The sequence below is a fragment of the Rhizobium sp. R693 genome (genome assembly GCF_002211315.1).
Taxonomy (GTDB): domain Bacteria; phylum Pseudomonadota; class Alphaproteobacteria; order Rhizobiales; family Rhizobiaceae; genus Rhizobium.
Genome location: NZ_LOKY01000016.1, coordinates 1 through 15560, shown reverse-complemented (window position 1 = coordinate 15560; position 15560 = coordinate 1). Strand labels below are relative to the sequence as shown.

Here is a 15560-nt window from a genome sequence, read left to right as displayed (position 1 = left end):
GATCGAGGGAGGATGTCCCATGCCACTATTCGTAACCACAGGGTGCTATACAGCCACGTCATCGAAAGGAATGATTGACCATCCATCGAACCGAGAAAAGGCGGCCCGTGGCATCATGGAAGCAGCGGGCGGGAAACTGCATTCTTTCTACCTCACGACCGGCGAAACCGACTGGATGGCAATCACGGAATTCGACGATGGTGCTGACCTGATCCCCGCACTTCTCGTCGTCAGTGCATCGGGAGCCGTATCGAATGTCAAAACCGTGCGAGCCTACACGGGCGCGGAATTCAAGGCCGCCCAAGAGAAGGCGGGTACAATCGCGTCTTCCTACAAGTCCCCGGCAAAATAAGCAGACCCTGGTTGAAACATTTCTGGCAGCGGATCGAACCTCCGCTGCCAGAAACGATGTGTTACGCAATGAGGCCGCGTTCGAGCGCGCGGTCAGTGCATGCGCTTCGCTGGTGCGGTTAATATAGCCCGAGCGTCTAATTCCAGCCCATCACGGCCGAATGCAGGATTATCGAATCCTTGTGGCCGAAAAACTGAACTTTAGGGGAAGGAACCCTCGCAAGGCACAGACAAGATCCACGCGGCACCGCGGGATACGCGAAGGCAGTGCGTGACAAGCATGTCGGCGTTCTCGGTTGGGGTCAAGGGAATGTCGTGATCCTAGCTCTGAACTGAAATTTTTCCATCAGCTGTGTCGGCTCGCCGCCGCCTCGTTCGTCCTTCGCGAGGAACAGGAGGATCCGCGATGACCGAGGAACGTGTTCAAGATGCCGAGGAAGAGGCGATCATCGCCATGCTGATGATGCGGGCGACTGCAATCGGAGAAAAGCAATCCAAAAATGCACTGTCCTACGACACCGAAGATTGTGTCGAATTCTCGCTGGCGCCACCACTCGTTTATCACGGCAAGGATGAGGCGGGGCTTCAGGCGTGGTTCAATACCTGGAGCGGTCCGATCGGTGGCGATGTTCAGGATGCCAAGTTAACGATCGGCGGAGACGTAGCGTTCTGGAGCGGCCTCGTGAATATGACGGGTACGAAGACAGACGGAGCGCAGGTGGATCTCTGGTTCCGACAGACGCTAGGTCTCGTGAAGCGAGATGGGCGATGGATGGTGGCTCATCAGCACGAGTCCGTTCCTTTTGCAATGGACGGGAGCGGTCAGGCACTTCTGGATTTGATACCGTAAGCGATCACAAGCTAGGACAATTGGAAAATCTGTCGGATTCTCGCAGCAAACGTTGTTGCCTCAATAGTGCACCCACGATCGGCTGCAACTGGGGTACCTGTCGGACACCTTGTTGATAGAGCTCGATGGTGATCGCGGCGACCCGGTTGCCTACTTCCGAGCCGGGCGAGACGCCAAGCTCTCTACAATGGGTGTCCTTACCGCTCGACAACGGTTTTTCCCGCCGCTTCGCTTTTCGGCAATGTCGCGGGCCTTCGATGTGCAGCGGCAAATCATAGCGAAACGTGCCACGCGCATCCGATCTCTCGATGAGATCAACGGCCGTTAGCGCCGTCGAATGGCAGAACGCGACCTGACGAAGAAGAGTCACTGATGGGTACGGCAGGGCTTGAGCGGAGCGCGAAACCATACGTTGGATAAGGCGGCGTGACTTCGACGAGCTGTTCTGTCAATTCTGGCGGATCGACGACAGCTGGTTGTTTCCGGACCAAGCAAAGCGCGCCTTGGAGATATTCAATGATCCGCTTGCCATCGCGATGAGGAAAACAGTCGCCGTTCGGCTCCATCCGCACTAGCCGCATCTAGCCGAGTGAGGGATCATAGCCTCAAGCCCAACAGCGCCCTTTGGGTCGTGCTTTCCATAGTGGCGCTGGTTAGATATGCCACTGGGCGACCGCCACTGGAAGGTCCGAAAGAAGACCCGCGCCATTCCCAAGTGCGAGGCCGAGTTGGCTTGCAGCGAGGGCGGAAAGTACGCCTCAGTCGGGTTCAAAGGTGAGCACATGATTGTCACTCCTCGACGTATCACGCGACGGCGGCCGCATTTCATCGCGATGACGCTGGTGGCGTTCGTTCTTGGTTGCGGATTGCCAAAGGCTGCGATCGCAGATCCTGTTACCGATGATGGTCGCGCCTTGATGGCTGCCATAGGGCAGAACGACTTTGTTAGCGCTCGCACTATCTTACGTCGCGGGAATGTCGACGGAAATGGATATGCCGATGGGCGGTTCAAGCGGAGCTTTGTGAAGGAAGCGCTGCTGGCGCAGGCTGATGATCGTTTGATTGACCTGCTGATGGACAACGGCGCTGATCAAGAGGGATGGGACTATTTCGCTGGTCGCTCCTCGAGTGCTTATGCTGTCACCGTCGGCGGAGTAAAAAAACGCGGTGCTGAATCTACAGTTCGGATCATAAGAGCGCTAAGGAGTAAGAACTTCGAACATATCCGTGGGGTGAAAGAGAACATAAGTCTCCTTTCCGTTAACGGGCTTCCATACCCAGACTTTCGCTCCATCGTTGACGAGTTGGCCGCCGATGGGATTGACCTGAAGGGAGAGTTTCGCAACGGGACGCTCAAGATGGTTCGAGTTTTCGACACGGGCTTGGAGGCCACTTGGCCGGATCTTCTTAAAATCATTGATGTCAATGAGGCCGATGCATGGGGAAATACCATTACGAGCGTATACGCCGGGGCCAATTGCACCGTGGAGAGCTGGCAGGAAGACAATCCAATCTGGTTTTGCAACGAGGATCCTGCGAGGTTGCGGAAGATTGAAACCGCCGTCCTTTCGCCAGCATTTAAGGGAGACACCCTTCTCCAAAAGGCCGTAGGCTGGACCACGTTTGACCATCTGGGCTTCACATCTGGTCAAATTGGGAGGAGTTGCTTCAGCATCCCACGCGACGTCAGTCCTGTTCAGGATGAAATTCGGGACTTCCTGAAAGCCACCTTCTCTGGAGAATTATCGCAGTGGACACCTGTGAAAGACCCGTCCTGTTCGGTGCGCGGTTCGACTGTCATTTGCAAATGCTTGAGGCCGTAAGGCGGGCTTGCGAAGGATACTCATCGCGACACAACGCCGCCATCAAACCTAAGCCGCGCTACGAACCCCGCGCAGTTCTTGCTTAGAATAGCGTTCTGAATGGCCTGCACCCTACCCTTGGCGACGGTTACTTGACCTTCCTTGTCGCCCATCGAAGGTGCTCCGAAATCGCGACGCCAATCAGGAAAACACCGACAGCATCGCCCGTTGCTGCGAAAGGCAGTGGTCAGCCATCGATTGATTGGGGCTTGCTTTCGGCGCGCCACCGCGAGCCCGCGCTGCGCAATTCTTTTCGTCGCCCTTCTCCTCCTCACCTGTCGGGTCGTGACGGACGCGTCGGGCTGACACACCGCCTCGAAGTCATCTTCCCCCTGGAAAGCTCTGCTTCTGTCTCAGATCATCAATCGACTGGCTCTGAGACAGTCCGCCTTCCGCACGACGGTCGCCTTCCGACACGTCGCGCTGATGACCGGTCGGCACAATGTCGTCGACAACGTCGTCAGGCAGATCCCTGGTCAGGTCGTAAGAGCGTACGCGCGGGGACGGAGATCCGAGATTTCGCGTATAGCGACCAACTCCGGTTGCGGCCCCTGCGGCCACATCCGCCTGGAAGACGTCGTCGCGAGACGCGATAGTCGTCTGGTCAGGGGAACCCCAGCCTTCCGCCCTCCAGAGGTCGGCACGCTCGTCCATGTCGATTGCTCCTTCCTCATCCAGGATGCCGTGCGCGGTGTCGTAGGTGGCATCGTCAACGGAAGCGGAGACAAGCAAGCCGCCGCGGCGAAGACCTTCCGCGTAGACATTCCGGTCGTCGTCCGGGAAGAGCCAATCTTCGAGGCCGGCCCAGAAGGTTGCGTGTTTAGGGGCAGGTGCTCCATCGGTATCTGCCTCGTACCCCGGCATCAGGCGGACCTCGGCGACGCCTGCGGCCCTCAGCTTGTCGATCGCCGCTTCAGCTTTGCTTCGGCTGTCATAGAAAGCGGTAAGCGTGCTTTTTGCGCGATTTCCCGAGAATACCGGAGCGCGGTCGTTGTCAGAGCTGTTCATTGAATTCTCCTCCACGTTCGTATTGCTTTGCCAACGATCGGATGAGGCGAAAGTTCCGGGGCTTGGCCAAGGTTCGTGGCGAAGCATTCGGACGGAAACTCAGGTTTCGGGAAGCGACCCTTGCGGTCGCGATGGTCGCCTCCCGGCTCCGAGCGATCCGCCGCGGGATGGTTCGGGCGCTCCCCATGGGTCGAGCGCCGCTGGTATCGCTTGTCTCTACGGGTCTTGACATCGGCTTTGCGCCGGAATGAACGCTCGATCTTCCCAATCGCGCCTTTGAACTGAAGAGGGTGAGGGGGGTCGACTTCAGGATCGGGCTTGGCATTGCCTGGAACAAGGGAAGACCCGACCGCTTGCCGCAATGACATTGTCGATATCGCGAGATCGCTGGCACCGCAGCGCGGCGAGCGGGCCGAGTGTGTCGACCGCCCTAACATCAACTCGTAAGCTCGCACCACGGGGCAACGTTGTTGCATGGGCTTCGTCGACGGTGATTCCGCGCCACTACGCCGACTGTGGCGAACCGTCGGCACAGCGGACCTCGAGCTGACCAATGATCGTGATGATTTGCGGTAGACGGCTAAGCCGATCGACTTCACACATAAGACCTCGGGATTAAAACGCTCAAGGGCCTCAATCTTGGCCCTCTTGGAGATATCCGTCCCTGCCGCGGCCGCAATCGCCTTAGGTTACGAGGTGGATGACGCGAGCTTTAGGAGAGGTTCATCCTCACATAAAACCACCGATGTGAACATTGGCATGGAAAGCTCGCGGCAAGCGACATTTTCGAAGCGTACAATGGCTTACACGCTTCCTCGAAGTTTGACGTGCGGCTCGATCAACAGATGCTGTGCTTCCTGGCGCCCGTCGATGCGCGCCATCAGCACTTCGGACGCCGTTAGCCCAAGCTGCTCCGCATTTTGGTCCACGCTCGTTAGTCCCACGAGCGGAATGGCGGCCATCGGCGAGTTGTCGTAACCGATGATGGCGAGATCCTCCGGAACCCGGATCCCGCTGGTTCTGGCAGCGTTGATCAATGGCACGGCGTCGAGATCCGACCAGACGAAGACCGCTTTCGGGCGATCGGCCGCCGTGAGAAACTGTCTAATCGCAGCTTCGCGGTTTTCGGCAACGGGCGGCAATCGGATAATCCGGCTCTCCAGCCCAGCCTGTTTCATGGCCTCCAGGTAGCCCATCTCGCGTTGAAGTGCGACGACAGTCGACGGGGAATCGAGAAGGTCGTAACCCAGCATCGCTATATCCTGGTAGCCTTGGCTCACTGCGGCCTCGACTGCGAGCGCGGCCCCCTTGCGATCGTCGGAATTGACGGTGTCGTAGGTTTGCGCGTGCGGCTCGTGATGGGCGATTACGGTGATTGGAATCTGGCGCGAATAACGCTCCAGCACCTTTCCGGAGATGCGTGGTGCAATGATCAATACACCATCCATCCGGTTGTCGATCATCGACTCGATCATCGAAGCCTCGATCGGGCTTGCCGAACGACCGATACCAATCAGCGACTTGTAGCCGTTTTCCGACAACGTCGTAATGGCGCTCTCGATCACGCCCGCAAGAAACGGGTTCGACAGTTCGATTACGAGGATACCAATCGTATAGGTGCGCCCACGCATACCGCGAGCTGCGACCGATGGCCGGTAGTTCAGCTTCTCGATCGAGGCTTCGACCTTGTTTCGAAGGGCCTCGCTGACACCGTATGCGTTACGGAGAACTTTGGACACTGCCGCGACGGAAACACCGGCGTCCTGTGCCACATGGCGGATCGTGATCCGCTCTTGTGTCGCGGTAACAAGCTGATTTTTCATTCTTAAATGTCTCTATCCCCGGGTCCGAAAAACTATACGCACAAAATGCTTGCACGGCAATCTGGAATGTAGAATGATATACATAGAACGATACACAAAAGGATAGATCTTCCGGCTGAGCGGTGATCGAGGGGGGTTCGTGATGAAGATCGTGACTGGCCACAGCGATGCTGCGGACAACGGCGCTGGTGGCTCACTATTTCAGTTTTCTGCATCGATGATTGCGCCGCAGTGCGATGCCGGCCAGGGCACGGCCGGCACGTTCATTGCCCGCGAATTCGAGCTCGACGCCGTGCCGTCCTCGGCAACCTTGCGTATTTCCGCACTTGGCCTCTACCGCGCCTACATCAACGGACAGCGCATCGGCGATGACCTCCTGACCCCCGGCTGGACCTGCTATGACGCCCGGATCGCCTACCAGGCCTATGACATCGGCGATGCGCTGCGGCCAGGCAGCAACCGGATTGAGATATGGCTCGGCGATGGATGGTATCGCAGCCAGCTGATGTGGGCATTGAACCCCGTATTCAATTGCTGGGGCCACCGTACGGCGGCGATCGCGGAAATCAGCGCCGATGGAAAGGCACTCCTAAAAACCGACGAACGCTGGACTAGCGGATTTACATCCGTCACCCGAAACGGCATTTACTTCGGAGAGGACTTCGACGCCCGGATCCGCCCGCACGATACCAGCGGCGTTGAGATCCTTGCCTTCGACAGGCAGTTGCTTGTCCCCCACGAGACGAAAGCCGTCAAGGAACTTGCCGAACGCGCGCCTCTTGATCAGTGGGTCGAGGCCGATGGCCGGACCGTCTATGACTTCGGGCAGAACGCCGGGGCTTATATCCGACTTCGCCTGAAAGGCGACGCTGGAGCCACCGTTCGGGTCGAACATTCCGAGGTCCTTGGACCCGATCGCTTCTTCGACAACCGCAATTATCGCAGCGCCCGCGCCGAACTCATCTACACGCTGGCCGGTGAGGGCGAGGAAGTTTACGCTCCGATCTTCACCTTCATGGGATTCCGCTACGCACGCATCACCATCACGGGACGGGCGGAGTTGGTCAGCATCGCCATGGTGCCGATCTCGTCCGTACCGGTGGCCGCAGGCGGGTTCACGTCGGGGGTCGATGCCGTGAACAAGCTCATCGAGAACACCATCTGGTCGCAGCGGTCGAACTTCATCGAGATCCCAACGGACTGCCCGCAACGCGATGAGCGACTTGGCTGGACCGGCGACGCGCAGGTCTTCGCCGGAACGGCTTGCTGGCTGGCCGACAGCGGTTCGTTTTTGAAGAAATTCCTTCGTGACGTCATGCACGACCAGCGCCCAGACGGTGCGGTTTCGCATTTCTCACCCGACCCGACCCGGCTTCACCCGATCAATGGGCGGGGCGACTGGGCAGGCTCCACAGGTTGGGGCGATGCGATCGTCATCATCCCGTGGCAGCTCTACCTGCACTACGGCGACGTGTCGGTCCTGGAAGAATGCTTCCCCGCCATGCTGCGGTGGCTGGACTATCTCTGGGGCATCTCCGACGGTCCGATCATCCGCCCGCCCGCAGTCTGGGGTGAGCTTGGCTTTACCTTCGGCGACTGGCTGCAGCCGGTCGGCGACAACCGTAAGCCGCGCCCGACCGTTGCCGACGATTGTGCCGCAACGCTCTATCACTTCATTTCGACCGAGCTGACGGCCAAGATTGCCGGTATCCTCGGCAAGAAGTCCGACGCCACTCGCCTCGATGGCCGTGCCCGGGCGATCAGGTCGGCATTCAAGAACGAGTTCTTCTCGCCATCGGGCCGCATCGCTCACAACGACCAGACCTCGTGGGCTCTTGCGTTCCTTTACGGCCTGGTTCCAGCGGAATACGAAGAGGCCGGACGCGCCTATTTCCGCAGGGTCTCCGAGGAAACTGACGGCGTCATCGGAACTGGCTTCATCGGCACCCCAGCCCTGCTGCCGGCCCTTACCCGGCTCGGCATGCTGGACCTGGCGGAGAAGATGTTCCTCAACCGCAAGGTTCCCGGCTGGCTGTATCAGGTCGAGCGCGGCGCAACGTCCATCTGGGAGCGATGGGACGCACTTGCCGAGGACGGCACGATCTACGATCCCGACATGAACAGCTACAACCACTATGCCTATGGAGCCGTCTGCCAGTGGCTGTTCGAGGATGTCGCCGGCATCAAGCCGCTGGAGGACAAGCCGGGCTTCGAAGAGATCGCCTTTGATCCGGCGATACTGCCCACGCTCTCGCCGGTCTCGGCATGGCACGATACGCGCTTCGGGCGCATCGAGGCCGGATGGTCGGTGGAAGGCAGCAATGTCACTTGCCGCCTGTCCTTGCCCGAAGGGGTCACCGCGCGCCTGAAGGGAAGCGATGACCGCAAGCAGTTGACAGCAGACGGTAAGGTGGTCGAACCAGCACAAGAGCTTAAGCTCGGCCAGGGAGAGCATACGATCACGTTTACCATTTGACAGGTAGCCTGCGGACAAGTCCGCAGGCGCGCAGCCAAATCATTCCGGTCTTCAAGAGGAGAAAACGACTATGAGAATGACGAAGTGCAGCATCCTTGCCGCAACCATGATGTCGCTTGCAGCCAGCGTCGCTCATGCCGACGTGACGCTCAGTGTCCAGATCGACACGAATCCCGAGTCTATTGCCTCGTTCGACGCCGTCTCCAAGGCCTACACGGAAAAACATCCGGATGTGACCTTCGACGTCGAGCAGCGCGCCGGTGGATCGGAAGGCGATAACATCGTCAAGACGCGCCTTGCAACCGGCGAAATGGCGGATATTTTCCAATACAACAGCGGATCGCTCTTCCAGGCGCTGAAGCCACAGGAAACGATCGCTGATCTTTCCGACCTGCCTTCCGAAGCCGGAATTCTTGATAGCTTTAAGAAGGTCGTTACCAGCCCGGACGGTCACGTGCGCGGGATCCCGTTCGGTCCGGCCATGGGTGGTGGCATCTTCTACAATCGCAAGATCTACGCCGAACTCGGCCTGAACACGCCCAAGACCTGGGCTGAGTTCATGGCCAACAACGAGAAGATCAAGGCGGCCGGCAAGGTTGCTGTCGCGCAAACCTACGGTACGACGTGGACATCGCAATTGTTCGTCCTCGCCGACTTCTACAATGTCCAGGCCGAGGTTCCGAATTTTGCGGCCGACTACACCGCAAACAAGATCAAGTATGCCAACACACCGGCAGCCCTGCGCGGCTTCGAACACCTCGAAGAGGTGGCCAAGGCAGGGCTGTTCAACGCCGATTTCGGTGCTGCAACCTTCGACGATGGAATGCGCATGGTCGCGACCGGCGAAGCTGCGCACTACCCGAACCTGACCTTCGGGATCGGCAACGTTCAGCAGAACTTCCCTGACAACCTCAAGGACCTGGGCTTCTTTGCCCAGCCTGGAGCAGACGCCAGCAAGAACGGCCTGACGGTGTGGATGCCGGCAGCGCTTTACGTTTCCGCGAAGTCCCAGAATCTCGAGGAGGCCAAAAAGTTTCTGGACTTCGTCGGATCGAAGGAAGCTTGCGATTTGATGGCCGAGGCGGCACCATCGGGACCCTATCTAGTGAAGGGATGCGAGCTTCCGAAGGATATCCCGCCGGTTGTGGCTGACATGCTCCCCTACTTCGAGACGGAAGGCCGCACCGGACCTGCCCTTGAATTCCTGTCGCCGGTCAAGGGACCAGCACTGGAACAGATCACCGTAGAAGTCGGAACGGGCATTCGCTCGGCGAAAGACGCCGCCGCCCTTTACGACCAGGATGTCGAGAAGCAGGCCAAGCAGCTCGGCCTGCCGAACTGGTAACCTCCCAGCCGGTCCCCCGCCTGGCCTCGGCCGGGTGGGGGAAGCTTCAAGGTATCCCCATGACCCGCAAATCGCCTTATCCCTACTGGTTCGTGCTGCCGGCCGCAGTCGTGTTCACGGTCCTCTTTCTCGCCCCGACGATCGCCTCGTTCTGGTTCAGCCTGACACGCTGGGACCTTTTCAGCACGCAGTTCATCGGGTTTGAAAACTACCGACAGTTCTTCCGCGAGCCCTTCCTGATCCAGGGGCTGATAAACACGGTCATCTACGCCATCCTGACATCCGGTACGAAGACAGTGCTCGGACTGCTCCTCGCCGTTCTGCTGACATCGGGCATATGGGCGCAGGGTCTGCTTCGAACGGTGATCTTCTTTCCCGTTCTCGTCTCGACCATCGGCGTCGGGATCACCTTTTCCGTGCTCATGCATCCAACGCGCGGGATCATCAACGTCGCCCTGGCTGCGATTGGAATTCATGGTCCGGGCTGGCTCACGGATCCGGCGCTGGCGCTCTATTCGATCGTATTCGTCGACCTCTGGAAAGGGATCGGACTGGCCACGGTGATCTATATCGCCGGACTCGCCTCGATCAGCCCCGATTACTACGAGGCCGCAAGGATCGACGGCGCGACCCGTCGGCAGATGTTCTTCCGGGTTACCGTGCCGCTGGTGAAGCCGGCCACCGTTACCGTCGTCACGTTGTCGCTTATCGGCGGCTTGCGCAGCTTCGACTTGATATGGGCTATGACCCGCGGCGGTCCGGGCTTTTCCTCGGACGTGCTGGCGAGCGTCATCTACAAGCAATACCAGGCTGGCTTCTATGGCCTCTCGACAGCCGGCAACGTCATCCTGTTTCTCCTGATTGGCTTGATCGTGCTGCCGATGACGGCGTGGTTCAACCGCAAGGAGGTGGATCTATGAACCGCCGTCAGCTTTACACCGGTACCACCGCTCTTCTGGCCTGCGGCGTGATCTTCGTGCTGCCCTTCCTCTTTATCTTCATCACAGCCGCCAAGACCAAGCAGGATGCTGCGTCGCTGACCTTCAGCCTGCCTCGGGAATGGCATCTCTGGCAGAACTTCATGGAGGTTGTGCAGACCCGCAACTACATGCTGCTGCTCGCTTATTTCAATTCGACCGTCATCACCGTGGTCGCGGTCACGCTGCTCGTGCTATTCGGCGCCATGGTTGGCTATGTGCTGCAACGCCGGCCCTCGCGTTGGAATGCGGTGATCTACGGTGCGGTCCTTGCCGGCCTGATGATCCCGCCGGCCGTCGTACCGACCATATGGGTGCTGCAATCGCTCGGTTTGTTCAAGACAATCTCGGGGATGATCCTCATTCAGGTTGCCTATGGTCTGGCCTTCACCGTGTTGCTGTTCCGCAGCTTCATCGCCACCATTCCACGCGATCTCGATGAAGCCGCCATCATCGACGGCGCAAAGCCCCTGCAAATCTTCTTCCGGGTCGTGCTGCCGTTGCTCAAACCCGTCACGGTGACCGTCATCGTCGTGCAGTCGATTGCGATCTTCAACGACTTCACGAACCCGCTCTATTACCTGCCGGGTCGCGAGAACGTGACGGTGCAGCTGACGCTCTATAACTTCCAGGGGCAGTTCCAGACTCAGTTCAATCTCCTCTTCATGAACATCCTGCTGGTCACCATTCCGCCTCTCATCGTTTTCGTATTTTTCAACCGGCAGATCGTGGCAGGCATGACTGCCGGCGCCGTGAAGGGATAAGTCATGACATCAGTCGTTCTTGAAGATGTCCGCAAGAGCTTTGGCAGCCTCGAGGTGATAAAGGGCGTCGATCTGACGATCGAGGCGGGCGAGTTCTGCGTCTTTGTCGGCCCGTCCGGCTGCGGAAAATCAACGCTGTTGCGCATTATCTCGGGCCTTGAAACGTCCACGTCCGGCAAGATTCTCATCGGCGGCAAGGATGTCACGCAAGCTGAACCGTCCCAGCGCGGCATTGCCATGGTCTTCCAGTCCTATGCGCTCTATCCGCATCTGACGGTGGGCGAGAATATCGGCTTTGGACTTTCACTCGCGCGCCGCCCGAAGGCCGAAATCGCCGAGAAGGTGAAACAGACAGCGGACATTCTCCAGCTCTCGCATCTACTCGATCGGAAGCCCAAGGCCCTCTCGGGCGGCCAGCGCCAGCGCGTTGCGATCGGTCGTGCCATCATCCGCAATCCGCAGGTGTTCCTGTTCGATGAACCGCTTTCGAACCTCGATGCCTCGCTGCGCTCGCAGATGCGCCTCGAGCTCACGGAACTGCACGCGAAACTCGGCGCCACGATGATCTACGTCACGCACGACCAGGTCGAAGCCATGACGATGGCCGACAAGATCGTTGTGCTAAACGGGGGCAAGGTAGAGCAGATCGGCAGTCCGATGACACTTTACAATAAGCCGGCAACGCCCTTCGTCGCCGGCTTCATCGGCTCACCGAAGATGAACCTCTTCGAGGGGGAAGTCGCAGAGAAAGAGGGCTGCAAGACCTACGGCATTCGGCCTGAGCACATTACGCTTTCGGAAAGCGAGGGCAAATGGCGTGGAACCGTCAGGCATATCGAAAGGCTCGGCGCCGACACCGTGGTCTTCCTTGACGCTGAGCGCCTGCCGTCTCTGGTTGCCAGGACCGATGGCGACCGGCCCTTGTCGTTTGGCCAGACGCTCTTTGCTTCACCTGTTCAAGGAAAGGAACATAGGTTTTGACGGTAGAGCGACGGGGGCCGCTGGCCGGACATCAACAGGAACGAGCCCATCGAGCGGGCGGTGAGCCAGGGACTGACGAAGCCAAAGCCGGCAGAGATCGCCGGCACGATCGAAGCGATCGCGATCAGAGACAGGCCGGCGATCATGACCGATCGCCGGCTGAAATTGTCTGCGACGGCCCCGGCGATGATCGAGAGGATGAACGCCGGCAAGGTCGTTCACCGCCCGTCGCTGTCATACGGTTCACAGGAGCGCTTGGAAAAATTTAGATCTGTAGCCTGGTCCCAAAGGGCGGTAGCAGCGCCGGCATCGGCCGCACAGCGCATGATGTGCTGAGACAGGAGAACCAGCAATCGCGGCTTGCATGGCGCGACCTTGGGGTCCATGAGCCATCGGAAATCGACAGGAGGAGAAGGGTCTGATCGCGCGATCTGGAGGGTGAGCAAGTACGATTTTGCGATCGTCTGGAATTCGCGCCGGCTGCGGCCTGCGCCGCGCCATTCAGCTCAGCCAATAAGGTCTTTCAAAGCGTCCGGTGCCCCCTCGAATACAAAATCGTTGAGAAACTGCCGTCGCCAAAACAGACCTTTATCGACCTCGGTCAGCGCCGCCTCGGTGCATACGGAATCCCACTTGTCGCGAATGACTTTGATTTGCTCTGCGGCAATTGCGATTGCCTCGTCCCGCGGTATCAGGAAACTTGGCGCCGCATCGACACAGGTTACCAACTGGCTCGAACGTCGATTTCCGTCGATCAGCATCGCCTGGCTTGCCTCCTGACCGGTCCGTCCCTGTGGACAAATGTCATAGGCCGGGGTCAACGAGAGAGCCTTGCCATTCCAGAAAGCGGCGTGATTGCGCGCGTGATCGTCGGTATTGCCGCACAGCACATTGAAAACGAGACGGGAAAAAAGCTCGCGCAATGTCGCTTTCGGTTCCGTGAAACGGTGCCTGATGACCGTCGCCAGCTCCTCGTAGCTCGCGTATCGGGCCATCATCTCGTCAAGCCCGAGCAGCGTGAGGGCTGACACCATCGCAAGGCGCGCCCACTTGCCGTCCGTCCTTTGACGGTCGAAGCGCTCGATCAACAGGACATCCTTGCCGGCAACGTGCGCGAGCCGGACTGGAGCGACGTTTAGTCCTGCTATTGCCGCCAAGCGCATCGCGATGAACTCTGCCTTCACGACACTGTAGAGATCGGTCTGTGCGGAAAACTTCGCGATGTATTTCTGGTCGCCGTCATCGATCAGAGCCTTCGGCCGCGCGCCGCCGATCGAGCTACCGTGCAGAAGGGCTGCGTCGAGGTCGGGCGTCAAAGGCACACCTTCCTCGACCAGACGCGCGGCATCGAGAAGCTCCGCCAAAGGCGCCGATGCAGCCGCGCGCGGCACATAGTTGGATGCCGAAAGCTGAAAGTCGAGAGATCCAACCCGGTCTGAGCCGGACTCGAGAAGATAAGTCAGCTCGTCGAGATCGGCTGGATCCGCGTCGCGCGCCTTTGCCCCCAGGCGTCGATTGATAATGACGCGCCGGCCCCACGCATCCGGTGCCGCGTCCCTCAGGCAGTTGGGCATCGACAGGCCGGGTAGCAGGGGAAGGATACCCGAGCGGAGCGGCAGCTCCGGTTCATAGAGCGAAATCGCATCCCTTCGCCCAAGATAGCTGCGACCGTAGTTGAAAAGGAGATTTTCGCCTTCGCGAGCAAGGCGACCGGCTACGACCGGCTCGGACTGTCCCGGCAACCAGACCCAGACGTAAGCCTCAATATACCGCTGGTCAGAAGTCATCTTTTACCTTTGCGACGCTGTGACGAACGGATTTCGGCAAGAGGGCGAGGGTGGAGCCGTGGGCTGAGATCTGTGTAGCCATCGTCGGCTGATCGGCGTCAAAGAGGCGCACGCCGACAATCGCAGCGGTTTCGAAGACCGCACCAATTGCGCAGCCGGGATCTCCGCGCTCAATCCTTTGAAGGAGCCCGCGGGAGATTCCTGCCCGATCCGCCAGCTCCTGCGCCGTCAGTTTTCGTTCGATGCGGGCACGCCGGATCATCTGCGCAAGCAGAAGCAGCGCATCACGGCTGTAGGAGGAATAGGCTCTTGTTTCCGGTTTTGCCATGGTTGTACCATAAAGAGCTCACAAATGCGGTTTGTGGGCGATTTATGGATCAAATACGTCGAAGTGCCGCCAGCGTCAACCCGTGGGCCGAACAATGTTTCATATATGGATCATAGAGAGGCCTTATGGTTCAATAATAGTCCATCGATGAGCCATACCTATAAGCGAAATGCACGAACGCGATATTGTGAGTTCATGCTGAACCGCGACTTGCGGGCTTGGTCAAGCTAACCTGCATACCGCATCTGGGCGAGCGGTTTCTTGCGGAAGACCTCCGCGGGCGTTCGATAGCCAAGACATTTGCGTGGCGTATCATTGAGCCGATTGCAGATGTCGATCAGGTCGGCGTCGGTCACGGACAGTGGATCGACCTCTCTCGAAAGCCATTTCCGGACCCGGCCATTGGTGTTCTCGACGGTGCCTTTTTGCCAGGGCGATTGCGGATCACAAAACCAGGTTTGGGCGCCGATGCTGGCTTGCAGATACGGCCAGTCAGTGAACTCCGTCCCCCGGTCGAAGGTGATGAAACGGCGAGCAAGGTGGGGCAGGGCCTGCAGTGCTTCAACAAGGCCGTCCATGACAGGACGGGACTGACGGTCATTGTTGCGCAGGAAGATCGCGAAGCGGCTGACTCGCTCGACCAGCGACGTCACATTGGCCTTGCCGAACTTTTTCCGAAACTGGATCAGGTCGCATTCCCAATGCCCAAACTGCTTGCGCTCGGCAACAGTGTCGGGGCGCCGCAAGATGTTGAGTTCCGGGCTAAACCGTTGACCATGCTTGCGTCGGGCATGTCGTGGTCGGCGTCGCGCACGATGCTCCGGCAGGTGCCGCCACAGCTTGATGGCGTGCCGTCGGGCGAATATGCGAACTTGTAGATTGTCTCGTGGCTGACAGAGATCGGATGGCGTTCCAGGCGCATGCGTCCTGCAATCTGCTGTGGCGACCAGCCGTGTACGATCCGGTCGATGACAGATTGTCTGACGTCAGAGAAGCGCGCCAGCTTCC

The 15560-nt window shown here is 59.0% G+C and carries 12 protein-coding genes and 3 pseudogenes; 9 read left to right on the top strand and 6 right to left on the bottom strand.

Translation table 11 applies throughout. The annotated features are described in order from the left end of the window. Positions 1-19: 19 nt before the first annotated feature. From ATY79_RS15810 to ATY79_RS15800, 3 genes are all read left to right on the top strand, one after another. Entirely contained in the window at positions 20-352 is a 333-nt protein-coding gene (locus ATY79_RS15810) for a GYD domain-containing protein (protein ID WP_088704336.1), read from the top strand. Positions 353-757: 405 nt separating this feature from the next. Next, positions 758-1201: a nuclear transport factor 2 family protein gene (locus ATY79_RS15805; protein ID WP_088704335.1), complete on the top strand. Its 444-nt coding sequence runs from the start codon at positions 758-760 to the stop codon at positions 1199-1201. Positions 1202-1983: 782 nt separating this feature from the next. Next, entirely contained in the window at positions 1984-3024 is a 1041-nt protein-coding gene (locus tag ATY79_RS15800) for a hypothetical protein (protein WP_088704384.1), read from the top strand. A 360-nt stretch (positions 3025-3384) separates the two neighbouring features. On the opposite strand, the gene ATY79_RS15790 is transcribed toward ATY79_RS15800, so the two are convergent. After that, positions 3385-4071, bottom strand: a complete 687-nt coding sequence (locus ATY79_RS15790; RefSeq protein WP_088704334.1) for a hypothetical protein — start codon at positions 4069-4071, stop codon at positions 3385-3387. A 200-nt stretch (positions 4072-4271) separates the two neighbouring features. On the opposite strand from ATY79_RS15790, the pseudogene ATY79_RS15785 reads away from it, so the two are divergent. Then, positions 4272-4518: pseudogene (locus ATY79_RS15785) on the top strand (hypothetical protein); the annotation flags it as partial. Positions 4519-4874: 356 nt separating this feature from the next. On the opposite strand, the gene ATY79_RS15780 reads toward ATY79_RS15785, so the two are convergent. Further along, a complete protein-coding gene (locus ATY79_RS15780; protein WP_088704333.1) occupies positions 4875-5894 on the bottom strand; it encodes a LacI family DNA-binding transcriptional regulator in 1020 nt (339 codons plus the stop codon). A 142-nt stretch (positions 5895-6036) separates the two neighbouring features. Here ATY79_RS15780 and ATY79_RS15775 point away from each other — a divergent pair, with 142 nt between their 5' ends. From ATY79_RS15775 to ATY79_RS15755, 5 genes are all read left to right on the top strand, one after another. After that, positions 6037-8370, top strand: a complete 2334-nt coding sequence (locus tag ATY79_RS15775) for an alpha-L-rhamnosidase (protein ID WP_088704332.1) — start codon at positions 6037-6039, stop codon at positions 8368-8370. A 70-nt stretch (positions 8371-8440) separates the two neighbouring features. Beyond that, a complete protein-coding gene (locus tag ATY79_RS15770; protein ID WP_088704331.1) occupies positions 8441-9715 on the top strand; it encodes an extracellular solute-binding protein in 1275 nt (424 codons plus the stop codon). A gap of 59 nt (positions 9716-9774) precedes the next feature. Further along, positions 9775-10635: a sugar ABC transporter permease gene (locus tag ATY79_RS15765; RefSeq protein ID WP_088704330.1), complete on the top strand. Its 861-nt coding sequence runs from the start codon at positions 9775-9777 to the stop codon at positions 10633-10635. Further along, the gene (locus tag ATY79_RS15760; RefSeq protein ID WP_088704329.1) at positions 10632-11456 is read left to right on the top strand and encodes a carbohydrate ABC transporter permease; all 825 of its coding nucleotides are present in this window, start codon (positions 10632-10634) and stop codon (positions 11454-11456) included. The genes ATY79_RS15765 and ATY79_RS15760 overlap by 4 nt, the downstream gene beginning before the upstream one ends. A gap of 3 nt (positions 11457-11459) precedes the next feature. Continuing rightward, positions 11460-12437 (top strand): ABC transporter ATP-binding protein, encoded by a 978-nt coding sequence (locus ATY79_RS15755; protein ID WP_088704328.1) that lies wholly within the window; start codon positions 11460-11462, stop codon positions 12435-12437. 62 nt (positions 12438-12499) lie between these two features. Here ATY79_RS15755 and ATY79_RS15750 read toward each other — a convergent pair. The 4 genes and pseudogenes from ATY79_RS15750 to ATY79_RS15735 form a co-directional block, all read right to left on the bottom strand. Then, positions 12500-12649, bottom strand: a pseudogene (locus ATY79_RS15750) (MFS transporter); the annotation flags it as partial. Positions 12650-12943: 294 nt separating this feature from the next. Then, complete coding sequence (locus ATY79_RS15745) at positions 12944-14224, bottom strand: HipA domain-containing protein (protein ID WP_088704327.1); 1281 nt, start codon at positions 14222-14224, stop codon at positions 12944-12946. Beyond that, on the bottom strand, positions 14214-14552 hold the full coding sequence (locus tag ATY79_RS15740) for a helix-turn-helix transcriptional regulator (RefSeq protein ID WP_088704326.1): 339 nt from the start codon (positions 14550-14552) through the stop codon (positions 14214-14216). Before ATY79_RS15740 ends, ATY79_RS15745 begins: the two co-directional genes overlap by 11 nt. 227 nt (positions 14553-14779) lie before the next feature. After that, positions 14780-15560, bottom strand: a pseudogene (locus ATY79_RS15735) (IS30 family transposase); the annotation flags it as partial.

What these genes read in the sequence shown, in the direction of transcription:
- ATY79_RS15790 (WP_088704334.1), bottom strand. Translation starts at nt 4,071, where the DNA reads ATGAACAGCTCTGACAACGACCGCGCTCCGGTATTCTCGGGAAATCGC.
- ATY79_RS15770 (WP_088704331.1), top strand. Translation starts at nt 8,441, where the DNA reads ATGAGAATGACGAAGTGCAGCATCCTTGCCGCAACCATGATGTCGCTT.
- ATY79_RS15810 (WP_088704336.1), top strand. Translation starts at nt 20, where the DNA reads ATGCCACTATTCGTAACCACAGGGTGCTATACAGCCACGTCATCGAAA.
- ATY79_RS15780 (WP_088704333.1), bottom strand. Translation starts at nt 5,894, where the DNA reads ATGAAAAATCAGCTTGTTACCGCGACACAAGAGCGGATCACGATCCGC.
- ATY79_RS15760 (WP_088704329.1), top strand. Translation starts at nt 10,632, where the DNA reads ATGAACCGCCGTCAGCTTTACACCGGTACCACCGCTCTTCTGGCCTGC.
- ATY79_RS15745 (WP_088704327.1), bottom strand. Translation starts at nt 14,224, where the DNA reads ATGACTTCTGACCAGCGGTATATTGAGGCTTACGTCTGGGTCTGGTTG.
- ATY79_RS15800 (WP_088704384.1), top strand. Translation starts at nt 1,984, where the DNA reads ATGATTGTCACTCCTCGACGTATCACGCGACGGCGGCCGCATTTCATC.
- ATY79_RS15740 (WP_088704326.1), bottom strand. Translation starts at nt 14,552, where the DNA reads ATGGCAAAACCGGAAACAAGAGCCTATTCCTCCTACAGCCGTGATGCG.
- ATY79_RS15805 (WP_088704335.1), top strand. Translation starts at nt 758, where the DNA reads ATGACCGAGGAACGTGTTCAAGATGCCGAGGAAGAGGCGATCATCGCC.
- ATY79_RS15755 (WP_088704328.1), top strand. Translation starts at nt 11,460, where the DNA reads ATGACATCAGTCGTTCTTGAAGATGTCCGCAAGAGCTTTGGCAGCCTC.
- ATY79_RS15775 (WP_088704332.1), top strand. Translation starts at nt 6,037, where the DNA reads ATGAAGATCGTGACTGGCCACAGCGATGCTGCGGACAACGGCGCTGGT.
- ATY79_RS15765 (WP_088704330.1), top strand. Translation starts at nt 9,775, where the DNA reads ATGACCCGCAAATCGCCTTATCCCTACTGGTTCGTGCTGCCGGCCGCA.